The following is a 15,190-nucleotide window of genomic DNA, read 5'->3' on the forward strand; positions in this document are numbered from 1 at the left end:
TTCTGTGTAGACGTTGCCGGCGGGGCCGGCGGGGCGGGCGGAGAGGATCCGCTCGCAGATTTCACGGACGGCTCCCTGGCCGCCGTTATGCTCCAGCACCACGCGGGCCGCGGCCCTGACCTCGGGCCGGGCATCCGCCACGGCCACCGGCCAGCCGACGGCGCCCATCGCGGGCAGGTCGTTGACGTCGTTGCCGACGAAGGCAACCCGGGCCGGGTCCAGCCGGCAGGCCCGCATCCAGGCGTTGATGGTGGCGGCCTTGTCGGCCACGTCCTGGACGACGTCGATGCCGAGCTTGCGGGCCCGGGCGGTCACCACCTGGTTGGTTTCGGTGGAGATGATCAGCTGCGGGACGCCGGCCTTGCGCAGCCGGGCGACGCCCATGCCGTCGCCGCGGTCCACGCGGACGAACTCTTCCCCCTCCGCGTTGACGAAGGCGTGGTCGTCGGTGTGCACGCCGTCGAAATCCATCACCAGGGCATCGACGTCGATGCCGGCAGGCTGCGGCTCCGGGGCCATGGCCCGGACCAGGGCGAGGTCCTCGGGGGAGTCGATCTCCACCGCGTGCGCCTCCGGGACGGTCTGCAGCCGCAGGCGGCCGAAGAAACGGTGCCGGCGGGCCAGGAAGCCTTCGGTGCGCATGGCGTAGAAGGCCCCGGTTTCGCGGTACTGCGGGTCCCGGTCCTGGCGGCGCGGCCGGAAGTCCGCGCTGTGGCCGACGGCGGCGACCTCGCCGTCGCTGATGGTCCAGAGGAAGTTGTGGTTCTGTGCCACCGAGAAGGCGACGTCGGCCTCTGAGTCCAGGACCGCGCGGACGGCTTCGTTCAGGTCCGCCGGGTCGATGAAGGGCGAGGTGCACTGCATCAGGACGGTCACGGCCGGCTGGACGGAGCGGGTGCCGAGGGCGTGCAGCACGGCGGATTCGCTGGTGGCGGTGTCCCCGGACAGGTCCGCCGGCCGTGCCACGGCCTCGGCGCCGCAGCGCAGGGCCTCGGCGCGGATGTCCGGGTGGTCCGTGCTGACAACGACGCTGGTCACCAGCGGGGCGGCGAGGGCGGCGTCGATGGCCCGGCCCAGCAGGCTGCGGCCGGCCACCGGGGCCAGGTTCTTGAACGGGATTCCCTTGGAGCCGCCGCGGGCGGGGATGACCACCAGGACGTCCCGGGTGTGGTTAGTGCTCATTGCGGCAACCGTAGGAAGCCCGGATGACCGGCCGGGGTACCAAAGGTTAATCACCGGTAAGCGCAGGTTAACGGTTCGCCCTCCCGCCCCTCCCATCGACTGGCCGGGGCAGTAAGGTGGCTGTATGCCCACGGTCACCCCTGCCAAGCAGCGGATGCGCCGCCGCCTGCCGCTGCGCATCGTGGTGCCCAGCCGCAACGATCCCTTCCTGCGCCGCTTCACCGAGGTGCTCGGCGGACCGCTGGGCCGCCGGACCGCCCCGGGCATCGTGTCCCCGGGATTCTTCACCGTCGAACGGGTGCTGATCATCCTGACCACGCTGGCCGCCCTGCTCTCCGTGCTGGTCAAGACCCCGTGCCGGGCCGGAGGCTGGACGCTGCCGGACTATTTCTACCAGGGCTGCTACTCCGACTGGCCGGTGCTGTTCACCTCCCGGCACCTGGACGCGGGCGTGTTTCCCCCGCTGACCCCTGACAGCTTCTTCGAGTACCCGGTGCTGCTGGGCGTGCTGGCCGGGGCCACGGCCTGGCTGGTGCCGGGGCAGGGGGAGTCCGCCGGGCGCACCCTGGCCTATTTCGACCTCAACGCCGTGCTGGCGGCGGTAGCCTGGATCGCCGTCGTGCTGGCCACCGCGCGGATGGGGCACCGCCGCCCGTGGGATGCCGCGATGGTGGCGCTGGCCCCCGGCATCGTGCTGGCCGGGACGATCAACTGGGACATCTGGGCGGTGCTGCTGGCGGCGCTGGGCATGCTGGCCTTTGCCCGCAACCGGCCGGTGGCGGCGGGTGTGTTCCTGGGCCTGGGGACCGCGGTGAAGGCGTATCCGCTGCTGATCTTCGGCGCGCTGATCCTGCTGGCGGTGCGCACCGGCAGATACCGTCCGCTGGGGCTGACCGCCGGGGGCGCGGCGGCGGCCTGGCTGCTGGTGAACGTGCCGGTCATGATCCTCAATCCGGCCGGCTGGGGACAGTTCCTGTCCTACAGCCGGGACCGGGAGGCCGGCTACTCCTCGATCTGGTACGCCTGGAACGTGAGCATGGAGCAGCGCGCGCTGCCGCAGCTGGATGCCGCCTTCATCAACACCGCCTCGCTGCTGCTGTTCCTGGCCGCCTGCGCCGGCATCGCCTGGCTGGCGCTGACCGCCCCGCGCCGGCCGCGGCTGGCCTCGCTGGCCTTCCTGATCGTGGCGGCCTTCGTGCTGACCAACAAGGTCTACTCGCCGCAGTTCGTGCTCTGGCTGGTGCCGCTGGCAGCGCTGGCGCACCCGCGCTGGCGGGACTTCCTGATCTGGCAGTTCTTCGAGGTCATGCACTGGTGGGCCGTCTGGATGTACCTGGGCCGCAGCACCAGCGGCGGAGCCGCCGAGCACAACCTGGACACCCCCTACTACGTGCTGGCGGTCCTCGCGCACATCGCCGGCACCGTCTGGCTGATGGCCATGGTGGTCCGGTCCATCCGCCGCCCGGAGCAGGACGTGGTCCGGCGGCTGGACACGGACGATCCGCAGGGCGGCCCGTTCGACCGCGCCCCGGACCGGTTCGTGCTCGGCGGCCCGGCCCTGCGCCACCCGGTCCCACCGCAGCATCTGGCGAAGGAGGCCGGATCATGACCAGTCCCCCCGGCAGCGCACACAGCGCACCGGACGCCGTCGTCGTCGGCGCCGGTCCGAACGGGCTGGCGGCCGCCGTGGTGCTGGCCCGGGCCGGACTGAAGGTCCAGGTCCTGGAGGCCGCCGCGGAACCCGGCGGCGGCGCCCGCACCCAGGAGCTGATCGAACCGGGCCACTGGCACGACGTCTGCTCGGCGGTCCACCCGCTGGCGGTGGCCTCGCCGTTCTTCAGCGACTTCGGCCTGGCCGAACGGATCCGGCTGCACACCCCGGAAATCTCCTACGCGCAGGTCATCGACGGAGCCGACGCGGCCATTGCCTACCGCAGCCTGGCCCGGACCGCGGCCGGCCTGGGGGTGGACGGGCGGGCCTACCGGTCGCTGCTGGAACCGCTGGTGCAGGGCGTGGACCAGCTGCTGGGGCTGACCATGAACCAGCTGCTGCGCCTGCCGGACGATCCGGTGGCGGCGCTGAAGTTCGGCCTGCGCGTGCTGGAACAGGGCGGCCCGCTGTGGAATATGCGCTTCAAGGAATACCACGCCCCGGCACTGCTGACCGGGGTTGCCGCCCACACGCCGGGCGGGCCGCGCCGCCTGGTGGGGGCGGGGGCGGGCCTGATGCTCGGGGCGCTGGCACATGCGGTGGGCTACCCGCTGCCGGCCGGCGGCTCGAAGGCGATCATCGAAGCACTCGTGGCGGACCTGCAGGCGCACGGCGGGAGCGTGGCCACCGGTGTCCGGGTGAACGATATGCGGGACCTGCCCGCCGCCCGCGCGGTGCTGCTGGACACCACCCCGCAGCACCTGCTCCGGCTGGCCGCGGACCGGCTGCCCGCCGGCTACGTGAACACCCTGGGCCGCTACCGCTACGGTCCCGGCGCGGCGAAGGTGGACTACATCCTGTCCGGGCCGGTGCCGTGGGCGAACCCCGAACTGGCCAAGGCTGCCACCGTGCACCTGGGCGGAACCCGCGAGCAGATCCGGGTGGCCGAGCAGGAGGTGGCCCGCGGTCGGCATGCGGCCTGGCCGTTTACGCTGGTGGCCCAGCCCAGCAGCTTCGACCCGACCCGCGCCCCCGCCGGCCGGCACGTGCTCTGGACCTACTGCCACGTCCCGAACGGCTCGGACCGGGACCTCACCGCGCTGATTACCACCCAGCTGGAGCAGGCGGCTCCCGGCTTCGCCGACCTCGTCGTGGCTTCGCGCAGCATGTCCGCAGCGGACTATGCCCGGTACAACCCCAACTATGCCGGCGGGGACTTCGGCACCGGCGCCGTCAGCCTGCGCCAGGTGCTGGCCCGGCCCACGCTGCGCCCCCAGCCCTGGCACACGCCACTGAAGGGCTTCTACCTCTGTTCGTCGGCCACCCCGCCCGGGCCCGGCGTGCACGGGATGTCCGGCTACCACGCGGCATCGCTGGCGCTCCAGGAGGTCTTCGGGCTGCCGGTGCCGGACCTGGCGCCCTGATCCCGTTCAGTCCCTACTACCCAAGGCCCGGCGGAACCGGCCGTAGTCCTGCAGCGACTGTTCGGCGTAGGCGAAGGCCCAGTCCACCACTGCTTCATCGAAGGCTGTCGACTTGCCCAGATAGCCCAGCACCCATGGCGCCGAGGGGCTCTGGCTGTGCGCCCGGGCGAGCATGAAACCGCAGGCGTTCACATAGTTGCCGAAGCGCCGCGCCGTCATGCCGGCAGTGTCGAAGGACCATTTCATGTCGCGGAACTGGCGGACGTAGAAGTCCCGGCCGTTGGCCTGGAAGTGGCCCAGGAAGGGATCGGAAACTGCCTGCAGGATCTGCTGGCCGACAACGACCCGCTCGCCTTCGTGCTGCGGCAGCCGGACGACACTCTTGTTCAGTTCCCAGACCGGGCTGTAGCCGCCCACCGCCGAGGGCAGCGCCTGCTTGACCTGGAGCACCAGCCGGGACTTGTTCCGGCCGCGGAAGGCGACCACGTAACACGCGGTGCCCACGCTGCCCACGCCCACGGCCCGGCGGGCGAAATCCACCGGGGCGAACATGGACAGCAGCACGGCGACGTCGGACCGGACCGTCTGCCGGTAGGTTTCGAAGTGCACTTGGACCTGGCCCACCTCGGCCTCGGAGATGTGCACCATGGCCGGCGGATCCTCCCGGAAGCGCAGCTGCCCGTCCACCGGTTCCATAAACTTGCGCACCGCGGAGGCGGAGGTCCGGCGCCGCGCCTTATGGGCCTGGATCCCGAACCAGGCCTTGTCCTTGGGCTGGAGCAGCTGGTCCGCATGATGTTCGCCGATGTGGAAGTAGTAGCGTTCCAACGGGCTGATCCGCAGCGCCCGGTACAGCCCCACGTGGTAGGACCGGGCCGCCAGCAACGCGAGGCGGCGCAGCCGCTGCCGGCCGATGCCCAGCTGCCCGCCGCCGACCACGACGCTGGCCACCAGACGTTTCACGTCCCATTCCCAAGGGCCGATGGTGGCCTCGTCGAAGTCATTCAGATCGAAAACCAGCCGACGCTCCGGGGAGGCATACAGGCCGAAATTGGCGATATGCGCATCGCCGCAGATCAGCAGCTCGCGCCCTGACCGTGGCAGGGCGGCCAGATCGGCGGACATCAGCCCTGCATTGCCGCGGTAGAAGGAGAACGGGTCGGCGGACATACGCTCAGTGCGCAGCGGGACCAGTTCCGGGATCCGCACCTCGTTCTGTGCCTGGATGAACTCCACCGGATCCCGGGCAGGCGGCTTGAACTCCGCCTGGGATCCGCGGGGAACCAGCTTGCGGGCTTGCCGGCCCGCCGCACGCAGTTCGGCCTCGCGGCCTTCAGCTTCGGGTTTACGGTTTGCCAGGTCCATCGCAGACTCCCTCGTCCGTGCGTGGTCGCCCTTCGTTAACGCGAGTCTAGCCGCGGCCGGATCTGCCCACCACGACGGCCGGCAATCCGGGCTGGACCCGGAGCCGCCCGCCCTTGCCCGGTCAAGGCCGGGCGGCCGGGACCGGGGGACCGAGCCGGCCGTCCCGCATGCTTGCCACCGCGTCGGTGAGCGGGATGAACTCCAGGTCATGGGTGACCATGACGGTGGCGAGGCCGAACTCCCTGGTCAGCCGCACCAGCAGCCGCACCACGGCTTCGGAGCGCTCGTGGTCCAGGGCCGACGTCGGCTCGTCCACCAGCAGCACCGAGGGGCTGCCCATCAGCGCCCGGGCGATGTTCACCCGCTGGCGCTGGCCGCCCGAGAGCTGGTGCGGCCGGCGGTGCGCGTAGCCGGCGAGCCCGACGACGTCGAGTAGTTCGAGCGCGCGGGTGCGGCTTCGCTTCGGGGGCAGTCCGCGCAGGTGGCTGGCGATCTGCAGCTGCTCCAGCGCGGTCAGCGCGGCCAGCAGGTTCGGCTGTTGGAAGATGATGCCGATTTTTTCCCGGCGCAGGGCCGCCGTGTCCCTGGGCGCGAGGGCGGTGGCGTCCACGCCGTCGAGCAGGACCAGCCCGGAGGTCGGGCGGATCAGGGTGGCGGCGACCGCCAGCAGCGAGGATTTGCCGGAGCCGGACGGACCGGCCAGGGCCACGATGCTGCCGGCACCGACCTGCAGGCTGACATCGTCCAGGGCCGTGCTGGTGCCGTCCCCGTCCGGGTAGTCGAGGGTGGTGTTGACGAGGCTGAGGGGCAGGGTCATGGAAACTCCTTTTCGGGTGGGGCGGGGGTGTTAGTTGCCGCCGAGGGCGGCCAGCGGATCCACCGCCGTGACGCGCCGGACGGCCAGCACGGCGCCGGCCATGCCGAGCAGGATGATGCCGGCCACCGGCAGCAGGGTGTTTGCCGGCGTGAGCAGGAACGGCGCGGCCCGGGCGGCGAACATACCGCCCAGCACGCCGGCCCCGCCGCCCACGGCAGCGCCGGCGGCCAGGACGACTGCGGCCTGCGCCAGCGCGTCCCGCAGCAGGTAGCCGTCCGAGCCGCCCATTGCCTTGAGCACCGCGATGTCCCGGGTGCGCTGGATGGTCCACACGCTCAGGAACGCCACGATCACCAGCGCGCAGATCCCGTACAGGAAGGCCTGCATCAGCAGCAGCGACCCGTTCTCGCTCCGGTAGGAGCCCAGCCCCTGATAGGCGCCGGTGACCGAGGTGCTCACGGTGCCGGCCGCTTCGTTGCCGGCCGCCGCCGCGGCTCCGGCCGGGCCGCTGTCCGCCAGCTCGACGACGGCGGCGGTGGCGACCGGGCCGCCGGAGGCACCGGCGCCGTTAAGGTGTGCCACCGACCGCCAGCTGTGCAGCGAGGTCCACACCACCGGGGTATGCGAATACCACTGGTCCGCGACCACGGCGGACACCTCGAGTTCGCGTCCGCCCACGTCGGCGCGGTCCCCGACGGCGGCCCCGAGGCCGTCGGCGACCGTTTGGCTGAGCACCACGGTCCGGTCGCCGACCGGCGCCGGTGCCAGCCGCCCGCCCGGCTGGACCCCGACGACGGCGACATTGGTGCTCCCGCCGGCGGTGAGACGGGCCTGGCTGACCCCGAACGCCTCGGCATGCTCGACGCCGCCGGTGCGCTGCCAGCTGCGCAGCTGGGCGGCGGTGAGCTGGGAATCGGTGAACGAAACGGCCGGCGCATTGCCCGCCGCGGCGCCGAACACGACGGTGTTGCCCGCGGCGGACAGCCCCCGGAGGACCGAGATGGACTGGTTGCCCAGTCCGGCGGTCAGCCCGGAGAGCAGCACCAGCAGCAGCGTCATCAGGGCAATTACGCTTCCCATCAGCAGGAAGCGGCCCTTCGCGAAGCGGATATCCCGCAGTGCCAAGAACACGGTGGTTCCTTCTTTCATCTCTTGGCCTCCGGGATCTCCGGGACCGCTTCCAGCCTTCCGCCGATCCGCGCCGGCCACATCGGGGGCGGGGATGGTCCGCGCGCGCCGGAAGGTTGGTGCCGGAATCCACCAAATGGTTGACGCCGGGCCGGGCCGCGCCGCGCCGCGCGGCACTACGCTGGGAGGATGTCCGTGCTGAGTGAGTCCACCCCGCCGACGGGTGCGTTGGTGCTGCGGGTGCTGCGGGTGGGGCTGCATGTGGGTTTCGCCGGGCTGCTGGCCCTGGCCACCGGCGCCACCCTGGCGGCCCGGCCCGCGGACCGGGCCACCTACCTGGCGCTGGGCCTGGCCCTGCTGCTGGCCGCGGTGTATCTGGCCGGAACCGTGGCCGAGAAGCGCCGCAGCACCGGAGGCCGGGGGCCGGACCTTCGCCGGTATGCGCCGTGGTGGCTGGCCGCGGTCACCGTGCTGTGGGTGGCGCTGGCGGTGCTCAGCGCCAGCTTCGCCTGGCTGGCCTTCCCGCTGTTCTTCCTGCACCTGCACGTGCTGCGCACCGGGCACGCGGTGTTCGCCGTCGCCGCGCTGACCGGCGTCGTGATCGCCTCGCAGTGGTGGCACGCCGGGCGGCTGGAACCGGCGATGCTGATCGGGCCGGTGGTCGGTGCGGTCTTCGCCGTCTTGATGGGCATGGCCTACCGTGCCCTCTACCTCGATGCCGAGAACCAGCGGCGGGCGCTCGCCGAGCTGCGCCGGACCCGGGCCGAGCTGGCCCAGTCCCAGCACGAGGCCGGGATGCTGGCCGAGCGGTCCCGGCTGGCCCGCGAAATCCACGACACCCTCGCCCAGGGCCTCTCCAGCATTGTGTTGGTGTCGCGGTCGGCGGCTGCGGCGCTCGACGCCGGCCAGGCGCCCACGGCGGCGGAGCGGATCCGCCTGGTGGAACAGACGGCAGCCGACAACCTGGCCGAGGCCCGGCGGTTTGTCCGCGGCCTCGCGTCCGTCCAGCCAGCCGGGCCGGGCCGGGACCCGGCGGCAGACGGTGCGCTGGCGGCGGAGCTGCGGCGCCTCTGCGAGACGGCCCAGGCCCGGGCCGGCGCCATGGGACAGGAGCTGCGCTGCCGTTTCAACCTGGACGGCGAGCCGGTGCAGCTGCCGCCCCGCTACGAGGCAGCCCTGCTGCGCGCCGCCCAGGCAAGCCTGGCGAACGTGGCGGCGCACGCGAAGGCGGGCACCGCCGTCGTCAGCCTCGGCTTCCTGGCCGAGGACGTCACCTTGGATATTTACGACGACGGCGCCGGCTTCGATCCGTCCGCCGCGGGCCTGCGCGCCGACGGCACCGGCTTCGGCCTCGTCGCGCTGCGGGACCGGGTGGCGGCCCTCGGCGGCAGCCTGGCCGTCGAATCCGCCCCGGGCGAGGGGACCGTGGTGGCGATCCGGCTGCCACTGGCCGGAACCTCCGGCCCGGCACCGGTGGCCGGAAACGCCGGAGGCCGGCAGGCATGAGCATCAGGATCCTGCTGGTGGATGACCATCCGGTGGTGCGCGCCGGACTGCGCGCCCTGCTCTCCGGCTTCGAGGGGATGACCGTGGCGGCCGAGGCCGCCGACGGGGCGGCGGCGCTGAAGGAACTGGACCGCCTGCAGCTGCTCGGCGAGCCCGCGGACGTGGTGCTGATGGACCTGCAGATGGGCACCGGCATGGACGGCGTGGCCGCCACCACCCGGATCAGGTCCCGGGAGGCCGCCGGTGAACCGGCGCCGCCGGTGCTGATCCTGACCACCTACGACACCGATGCAGACATCCTGGCGGCGGTTGAGGCCGGCGCCAGCGGCTACCTGCTCAAGGACGCGCCGCCGGACCAGCTCCGGGCGGCCGTGCTGGCCGCCGCCGCCGGCCGCACCGCCCTGGCCCCCGAAGTGGCCGCCCGGCTGCTGGACCGGATCCGCCATCCGCAGCCGGCGCTCAGCCCGCGCGAAGTCCAGCTGGTGGAGCTGCTGGCCACCGGGCTGGGCAACCGGGCCATTGCCCGGCAGCTGTTCATTTCCGAGGCGACGGTCAAGACCCATCTGGTCCATATCTACGCCAAGCTCGGCGTGGACAACCGGACCGCGGCAATCGCCGAAGCCACGAAGCGGCGGATCATCCGCGCCCAGTAGGCCGGGCGGCCGGGACCGGCCCGCCGGGCCGACCAGATATTCTGCCAGCGGCGGGTTTTCCGCCGGACAACGGCAACAACGACGGCGGCGGCGCGCCGCCCGCAGGAGGTTTGGATGCGTCTGGGTACGGTGCGGCGGAACGGGACCACGCAGGCATTCCGGCAGGACGGGGGAGTCACCACCTACCTGCCGGCCGGGGATATCGGCGAGCTGCTCTCCCGGCCGGACTGGCGCTCGCTGGCCGGCGAGCAGGGGGCGGCACCGGAGGCCGGCAGCCTCGCGGCGCCGATCCTGCGCCCGGGCAAGATCCTCTGTGCGGGCCTGAACTACTACGCCCACGCCGAAGAAGTGGGCCAGGAGGTACCCAAGTACCCCACCATCTTCACCAAGTTCGCCAATGCCCTGGTGGGCCCCACGGACGACGTCGTCATGCCGGCGGCCAGCAGCAAGATCGACTGGGAAGCGGAGCTGACCGTCGTCATCGGCAGCACCGTGCGGCACGCGGACGAGGCGGCGGCCCGCGAAGCGATCCTGGGCTACACCGTGCTCAACGATGTCTCGGTCCGGGACTGGCAGGGCCGCACCCCCGAGTGGTTCCAGGGCAAGAACTGGGACCGGATGACCCCGTGGGGCCCGGTGATCGTGACCGCGGACGAGTTGGATCCGGAGTCCGGGCTGGCCGTGGAGTGCGAGGTCGACGGCGTGCAGAAGCAGTCCGGCACCACCGCGGACCTGATCTTCTCCTGCCCGGCGCTGGTCGCCTACATCAGCGAGTTCATGACCCTGGAGCCCGGGGACATCATCGCCACCGGCACGCCGGCCGGCGTCGGGCTGGCCCGGAAGCCGCGCGAATGGATCCCCGCCGGCGCCGAACTGGTCACCCGGATCGAGGGCATCGGCGAACTGCGCAACCGCTGCGTCGCCGAATAACCCGAACCAACCCCTCCACCCCTCCATCGATTCGGCACATAGCGACCTTTTCCGCCCGGAAAAGGTCGCTATGTGCCGAGCCGATGGAGGAAGGGGGAGGGGAGGGCGTCGGGGAGATGGGGGGAAGGACCGCGGTTGGGCCGCGCCGTCCTACCCGAAGCTGCAGGTCCGCCCTAGGATCGGAACCGTGGCAGAGCAGCGGATCTTCGGACGGGACCAGGAGCTGGCGCAATGGCGCCTGCTCGCGGACTCCGTTGCCGCGGGCCGGAACGCCGGCCTGACGGTCAGCGGGCCGTCCGGCATCGGCAAGACCGCGCTGCTGGACGAGCTCGGCCGGGATGCCCGGGCCTGCGGCTGGACGCTGCTGCGGGCCGCCGGGGACGAGTTCCGGCAGCTGCCCGGCGCGATGCTGTGGCAGTGGTTCGCCCCGCTGGCCCAGGCCCAGCCGGCCGGGACACCGCCGTTCGACGGCCAGGGCGAGCTGCTGCACCGCTTTCTGACCGCTCCCGAGGTGGACATCAGCCGGGCCGCCCTGAGCTATTCGGCCTCCTGGGTGCTGCGCTCGCTGAGCCAGCAGCAGCCCGTGGCCGCCCTGGTCGACGACGCCCAGTGGCTGGACGAGCTGTCCTTCGCGGTCCTGCAGGACGTCGGCAGCCTGCTGCTGGACGTGCCGGTCCTGCTGCTGCGCGGCCTGCGCAGCGGCGGGACCGGCGAGCCCCGGGCGCGGCGGAACCTGCCGCCGCAGGAGCTGGCCTCGGGCGCGGAACTGCACTGGCCGCTGCAGCCGCTTTCGCACGAGGCGATCGAGAACTGGCTGACGGCCCGGCGGCAGGACACGCTGGCGGTCAGCGCCACGCGACTGCAGGCGGCCAGCGGGGGCCTGCCGTTCTTCATCCGCGAACTGCTCGAGCGGGAACAGCCCGGCCTGGACCTGGATCCGGCCGGCTGCGAGGACGCGGTGCTGCGGCAGCGGCTGGAACGGCTGCCGGAGCAGGAACGCCAGGTGCTCGCCGCCGTCGTCGTTCTGGGCGAGGAGGTTTCCGCGGCACGCGTGGCGGCGGTCCTGGGGCTGGAGCCGGCGGCGGTGGCCGCGGGCCTGCGCGGGCTGCAGGAGGGCCGGTTCCTCTCCGCACTGCGGCCGCGGCCCCGGGTCCAGCACGCGCTGGTGGCCGAAAACCTGCTGGCCGGGATGGAGCCGGCGGCACTGTCCGCGCTGCGGCGGCGCACCGCGGAGGTCCTGATGGCCGACGGCGCGGGGGCGGCGGCCGTTTCCGGCCACCTGCTCGCCTCCGCCCCGGGGGCCGATCCGCGTATCGCCCGGATCCTGCTCGCCGCCGCCGCGGATGCCCGCCGAAAGGGGGCCAGCGGGATGGCATCCCAGCTCGGCGAGCGTGCCCTGGCCGAACGTGGGCTGCCGGTGGAGCTGCGCCGGCAGCTGCTGGTGCAGACTTCCCAGGCCCAGGAGCTGGCCGGGCAACGGCCGCGGGCCGAGGAGCTGGCCCGGCAGGCGCTGGCCCTGACCGAGGGGCACGACGCCCGCGCCCGGCTGCTGCTCGAGTTCGCCGAGACCCTCTACAACAGCGGCAGGTGGGAGCCGGCGGCCGAGAGCTACGCGCTGGCCCTGAAGGAACTGGAAAACGACCCCGGCGCGCACGTTGAACTGCGCCGGCGCGCGGTGGCCCTGGCTGCCGGTGCCGGATTCCTGCAGCTGCAGTTCGCCGATGAGTACGCGGTGCAGCTGGACCAGGTGCTGGCGCAGGATCCGGCCGAGGACGGGCCCAGCGACCGGCTGCTGCTGGTGCAGGAGGCGCTGCGACTGACCGCCGCCGGCCAGGACGCCCGGCGCAGCGGCGGGCTGGCGGTGCGGGCCGTGGCCGGCGGCAAGCTGCTGGCGGAGAACGGGGCCGAGTCCAGCATGATCAACTACGCCACCGGGGCGCTGAACGGGGCCGAGGAGGACGCCGCGGCGCTGCAGCTGCTGGACGCGGCGATCGCCGAGGCCCGGGCGGATTCGGCGGTGATGGCCCACGCCACGCTGGCCTACTGCCGCGGAGCGGTGCAGCTGAACCGGGGCCGGCTGCGCCTGGCGCAGGTGGACCTGGAGGCCAGCATGCGGGCCGCCGACCTGGGCTGGCGGACCTATCTGGAGGCGGCCTGCGTGATGTTGGCGGAGGTCTACATCGCCCGCGACGACCTGGATGCCCTGGACGGCGTGCTGGCCCGGGTCCCGCTGCCGGTCCAGGGACCCCCGCTGGTCCAGGCCACGGCACTGCACCTGCACGGGCTGGCCGAAGCGGCCCGCGGGCGGCCGGCGGCGGCGCTGGAGCACTTCACCTCCGCGATGGACCTGGCCGAGGGCATCGGCCCGACCCTGGGACCGTGGATCCGGGCGGCGATCGAGGCGGCGGCACGTGCCGGACACCGCGAGTATGCCGCGGCGCTGGCGGAGGACGCCCTCGCCCGGGCCCGGGCCTACGGCGCCCCGCGGGGCATCGGCTTCGTGCTGCGGCGCGCCGCCCTGGCCCAGCCGCAGCACACCGCCGCGGCGATGCTGCGCGAAGCGGTCGCCCTGCTGGAGGCCCATGAGGGGCGCTACGAGGCGGCGCTGGCCCTGGCCGACCTGGCCGAGCTGTGCCTGGGTGCACCGGAGACGGACGACGGCGGCCGACGCGCCGAGGGACTGGCCGCCGCGCGCCGGGCCCTGGTGCTGGGCAACCGCATCGGGGCCGCCCGCGTGGCCCGCCGGATGGCAACCCTGCTGGCTGCCCAGGAGACCTCGCTGCCGATCCTGGCCGACAACCCGGCGGACCGGCTCACCCCGGCGGAGTTCCGCGTCTGCTCGCTGGCGGCCAAGGGGCTGACCAACCGGCAGATCGCCGCGGAGCTGTTCATCACCATCAAGGCCGTCGAGTGGCACCTGTCCCGGTCCTTTGCCAAGCTGCGGATTTCCTCCCGCCGGCAGCTCCCGGCCGCCCTCGGACCGCAGGGATAGGCCGAGGCGGCGTATGGAGCAGCTACCCCAGCGTTTGCGAACTAGGGTGGCCGGGCTCTGGTGAAACGCGCCATTGCGCCGCACCATGGAGGTGTCGGCCAGGAAACGGCATTCCGAAGGGAACCCGGTTCCGGCCGGCAGCAGCTTCAACTTAGTTGGGGGCGGCCGGAGCCATCCGGCCGCGGTGGGAACACCGGTAATTCGCGGCTGCTGCACAACGAAATGGTCTGAAGCGCATATTCGGGGGAAGGCGCTTCAGACCATTTCGTCTGTCCGGAGCCTGCCGTTCGGAACCTGCCGACCGGTGCCGGACCCGGATCCGGACTGGCAGACTGGAGGGATGCCTGCCAGCGACCTGCTCCGGGAAACCGCCGCCACCGCCCGCTCTGCGACCCTTGCCGTCTTTTTCCTCAACGGCCTGGCCTTCGCCAGCTGGGCCGCGCGCATCCCGGCCGCGGCCCAGACGCTGGACATCGGTCCCGGCCAGATCGGCGTGCTGCTGCTGGTGCTGGGACTGGGCTCGGTACTCGTGCTGCCGCTGGCCGGGCCGCTGGCCGCGCGGCTGGGCACCGCGAACACCGTCCGTGCCGGCGGGGTGCTGGTGGCGCTGGCGATGCTCGGGCTGGCCGGCGCGCTGCAGGCCGTCCTCGTGCCGGCCGCGGCGGCCGCGCTGTTCGGCCTCGGCGTGGGCATCGCCTGCTGGGACGTGGCGATGAATATCGAGGGCGCGGACGTGGAGCGACAGCTGCGGCGCACGGTGATGCCCCAGTTCCATGCCGCCTTCAGCCTGGGCGCGTTCGCCGGTGCCCTGGCCGGCGCCGGGCTGTCGGCGCTGCAGGTGCCGCTGTCCGCGCACTTGGCCTGCCTGGCGGTGCTGGTGGCCGCGGCGGCGCTCGCGCTGCCGCGGGCGTTCCTGCCGCCCCGGCCCGCGGCGCACGCCGCCGCCGCGGGCGCCAGAGGCTTCGGCGCCTGGCGGGAGCCGCGCACGGTGCTGATCGGCGTCGTCGTGCTCGGCGCCGCATTGACCGAAGGCGCGGCGAATGACTGGATTGCCAAGGCCGCGGTGGACGGGCTGGGCGCCAGCGCGGCCGAGGGCGCGCTGGTGTTCGCCGTGTTCGTCGCCGCGATGACGGCGGTGCGACTGGCCGGCGGCCGGGTGGTGGACCGGCTGGGCCGGGTGCCGGTGCTACGGCTGGGGCTGGCCGCGGCGCTGGCCGGCCTGCTGCTCTTTGTGCTGGCGCCGAACCTGCCGCTGGCGCTCGTCGGTGCGGTGCTGTGGGGCTTCGGGGCGGCGCTGGGCTTTCCGCTGGGCATGTCCGCGGCCGCGGAGGACCCGGCCCGGGCCGCCGGCCGCGTCTCGGTGGTGTCCACCCTGGGCTACGTCGCGTTCCTGGCCGGGCCGCCGTTCCTGGGTTTCCTGGGCCAGCACGTGGGCGTGCGCAATTCCCTGCTGGCAGTGGCGGTGCTGATCACCGTCTCCGCCCTGGCCGCGCCCGCCGCCCGCGAACAGCGGCGCGGCTGACCGGGCCGCCGGCCTCCGAC

11 protein-coding genes are annotated in these 15,190 nt (G+C 73.0%); 7 read left to right on the top strand and 4 right to left on the bottom strand.

Going from position 1 to position 15,190, the window contains the following annotated elements:
• Positions 1 to 1,182, bottom strand: a 1,182-nt coding sequence (locus LVY72_RS07680; RefSeq protein WP_237819379.1) for an acylneuraminate cytidylyltransferase, incomplete at its 3' end; no start/stop codon positions are given.
• 124 nt (positions 1,183 to 1,306) lie between these two features.
• On the opposite strand from LVY72_RS07680, the gene LVY72_RS07685 reads away from it, so the two are divergent.
• Together LVY72_RS07685 and LVY72_RS07690 are read left to right on the top strand one after the other, a co-directional pair.
• Positions 1,307 to 2,791 carry a glycosyltransferase family 87 protein gene (locus LVY72_RS07685; protein ID WP_237819381.1) on the top strand — a complete coding sequence of 495 codons (1,485 nt, stop codon included), beginning with the start codon at positions 1,307 to 1,309 and terminating at the stop codon, positions 2,789 to 2,791.
• Positions 2,788 to 4,257 (top strand): phytoene desaturase family protein, encoded by a 1,470-nt coding sequence (locus LVY72_RS07690; protein WP_237819383.1) that lies wholly within the window; start codon positions 2,788 to 2,790, stop codon positions 4,255 to 4,257. Before LVY72_RS07685 ends, LVY72_RS07690 begins: the two co-directional genes overlap by 4 nt.
• A 6-nt stretch (positions 4,258 to 4,263) precedes the next feature.
• On the opposite strand, the gene LVY72_RS07695 is transcribed toward LVY72_RS07690, so the two are convergent.
• From LVY72_RS07695 to LVY72_RS07705, 3 genes are all read right to left on the bottom strand, one after another.
• A complete protein-coding gene (locus LVY72_RS07695; protein ID WP_237819385.1) occupies positions 4,264 to 5,622 on the bottom strand; it encodes a DUF2252 domain-containing protein in 1,359 nt (452 codons plus the stop codon).
• A gap of 121 nt (positions 5,623 to 5,743) precedes the next feature.
• Positions 5,744 to 6,439: an ABC transporter ATP-binding protein gene (locus LVY72_RS07700; protein WP_237819386.1), complete on the bottom strand. Its 696-nt coding sequence runs from the start codon at positions 6,437 to 6,439 to the stop codon at positions 5,744 to 5,746.
• 30 nt (positions 6,440 to 6,469) lie between these two features.
• Complete coding sequence (locus LVY72_RS07705) at positions 6,470 to 7,570, bottom strand: FtsX-like permease family protein (protein WP_237819389.1); 1,101 nt, start codon at positions 7,568 to 7,570, stop codon at positions 6,470 to 6,472.
• Between the two features lie 186 nt (positions 7,571 to 7,756).
• On the opposite strand from LVY72_RS07705, the gene LVY72_RS07710 reads away from it, so the two are divergent.
• The 5 genes from LVY72_RS07710 to LVY72_RS07730 all read left to right on the top strand — a co-directional run bounded on the left by LVY72_RS07710 (position 7,757) and on the right by LVY72_RS07730 (position 15,170).
• Positions 7,757 to 9,073 carry a sensor histidine kinase gene (locus LVY72_RS07710; RefSeq protein ID WP_237819391.1) on the top strand — a complete coding sequence of 439 codons (1,317 nt, stop codon included), beginning with the start codon at positions 7,757 to 7,759 and terminating at the stop codon, positions 9,071 to 9,073.
• Positions 9,070 to 9,726: a response regulator gene (locus tag LVY72_RS07715; protein WP_237819392.1), complete on the top strand. Its 657-nt coding sequence runs from the start codon at positions 9,070 to 9,072 to the stop codon at positions 9,724 to 9,726. Before LVY72_RS07710 ends, LVY72_RS07715 begins: the two co-directional genes overlap by 4 nt.
• A gap of 114 nt (positions 9,727 to 9,840) precedes the next feature.
• Positions 9,841 to 10,656, top strand: coding sequence for a fumarylacetoacetate hydrolase family protein (locus tag LVY72_RS07720; protein WP_237819394.1), 816 nt, complete (start codon positions 9,841 to 9,843; stop codon positions 10,654 to 10,656).
• Between the two features lie 187 nt (positions 10,657 to 10,843).
• Positions 10,844 to 13,648, top strand: coding sequence for an AAA family ATPase (locus LVY72_RS07725; RefSeq protein ID WP_237819396.1), 2,805 nt, complete (start codon positions 10,844 to 10,846; stop codon positions 13,646 to 13,648).
• A gap of 340 nt (positions 13,649 to 13,988) precedes the next feature.
• Positions 13,989 to 15,170, top strand: coding sequence for an MFS transporter (locus LVY72_RS07730; RefSeq protein WP_237819398.1), 1,182 nt, complete (start codon positions 13,989 to 13,991; stop codon positions 15,168 to 15,170).
• The last annotated feature ends 20 nt before the right edge of the window (positions 15,171 to 15,190 follow it).

It is taken from the genome of Arthrobacter hankyongi (genome assembly GCF_022012395.1).
GTDB classification, from domain to species: Bacteria; Actinomycetota; Actinomycetes; order Actinomycetales; family Micrococcaceae; genus Crystallibacter; species Crystallibacter hankyongi.

What these genes read in the sequence shown, in the direction of transcription:
- LVY72_RS07720 (WP_237819394.1), top strand. Translation starts at nt 9,841, where the DNA reads ATGCGTCTGGGTACGGTGCGGCGGAACGGGACCACGCAGGCATTCCGG.
- LVY72_RS07730 (WP_237819398.1), top strand. Translation starts at nt 13,989, where the DNA reads ATGCCTGCCAGCGACCTGCTCCGGGAAACCGCCGCCACCGCCCGCTCT.
- LVY72_RS07690 (WP_237819383.1), top strand. Translation starts at nt 2,788, where the DNA reads ATGACCAGTCCCCCCGGCAGCGCACACAGCGCACCGGACGCCGTCGTC.
- LVY72_RS07700 (WP_237819386.1), bottom strand. Translation starts at nt 6,439, where the DNA reads ATGACCCTGCCCCTCAGCCTCGTCAACACCACCCTCGACTACCCGGAC.
- LVY72_RS07710 (WP_237819391.1), top strand. Translation starts at nt 7,757, where the DNA reads ATGTCCGTGCTGAGTGAGTCCACCCCGCCGACGGGTGCGTTGGTGCTG.
- LVY72_RS07685 (WP_237819381.1), top strand. Translation starts at nt 1,307, where the DNA reads ATGCCCACGGTCACCCCTGCCAAGCAGCGGATGCGCCGCCGCCTGCCG.
- LVY72_RS07715 (WP_237819392.1), top strand. Translation starts at nt 9,070, where the DNA reads ATGAGCATCAGGATCCTGCTGGTGGATGACCATCCGGTGGTGCGCGCC.
- LVY72_RS07695 (WP_237819385.1), bottom strand. Translation starts at nt 5,622, where the DNA reads ATGGACCTGGCAAACCGTAAACCCGAAGCTGAAGGCCGCGAGGCCGAA.